Annotated in this window: 1 protein-coding gene and 1 pseudogene; both read right to left on the reverse strand. The window is 57.3% G+C overall.

Going from position 1 to position 871, the window contains the following annotated elements; genetic code table 11:
- Positions 1 to 140: 140 nt before the first annotated feature.
- Entirely contained in the window at positions 141 to 749 is a 609-nt protein-coding gene (locus AYJ54_RS48480) for an IS5 family transposase (protein ID WP_201724239.1), read from the reverse strand.
- A pseudogene (locus tag AYJ54_RS54200) lies at positions 749 to 868 on the reverse strand (transposase); the annotation flags it as partial. The pseudogene AYJ54_RS54200 and the gene AYJ54_RS48480, both read right to left, overlap by 1 nt.
- Positions 869 to 871: the final 3 nt, after the last annotated feature.

Raw genomic sequence — 871 nt, forward strand, 5'->3', positions numbered from 1 at the left:
CCTCCGCCTCAGCCAACCATGCCCGCCGTACGTCACGCCATCGTCGATCTCATCCTTCGGCCGCCGTCTCAACGGTGTCCATACTGCCGAAAACAAATCCTTGAAAAACACTGGCGCAAACAGATTCTGCCAAAGTAGTGCTAGGTCGTGTTGACGGTTCTAACCCAGAGCAATGCTGCGGCGATGCTTAGCATCGACAGGTACGCTCTGGCGGTTTTTTCGTAACGGGTAGCAACGCGACGGTATTGTTTGATGCGATTGACACAGCGTTCGACGAGATTGCGATGCTTGTAGGCCTCACGATCGTATTTGATTTGGATCGTGCGGTTCGATCGCGGCGGGATCACAGCCTCGATGCCACGCTCTACAAGATCAGCACGAATAGCGTCGCTGTCGTAGCCTTTATCGCCGAGAAGCTTTCTGGGATTGACGTCGTGAAGCTCCATCAATGCTTCGTAGGCATTAACTTCGTGGACCTCGCCGCCAGTGATGTCGAAGGTCAGCGGGTTGCCTTCGGCATTGGTGCGGACGTGGACCTTCGTCGAGAAGCCACCGCGCGAGCGGCCGAGCGCTTTCTGATTTTGATTCCCCCTTTTACTCCAGCCGCATGCTGGTGCGCCCGGATGATGGTGGAATCGATGGCGTGCTCCTCGTCGGCGGGAGGCCCGAGACTCGCCAAAGTCTCGAATGCCGCATCCCAAACACCAGATTTGCTCCAGCGGGTGAAGCGAATGAAGACCGAGTTCCACTTGCCATATCGTTCCGGCATGTCGCGCCATGGCACGCCAGTTCGCAGAACCCACAGAATGCCGTTGACCGTACGCCGCTTATCTAGAATTGGCGGGCCACGCTCGCCGCGATCGGGCAACAG

It is taken from the genome of Bradyrhizobium centrolobii, assembly GCF_001641635.1.
Lineage (GTDB): Bacteria > Pseudomonadota > Alphaproteobacteria > Rhizobiales > Xanthobacteraceae > Bradyrhizobium > Bradyrhizobium centrolobii.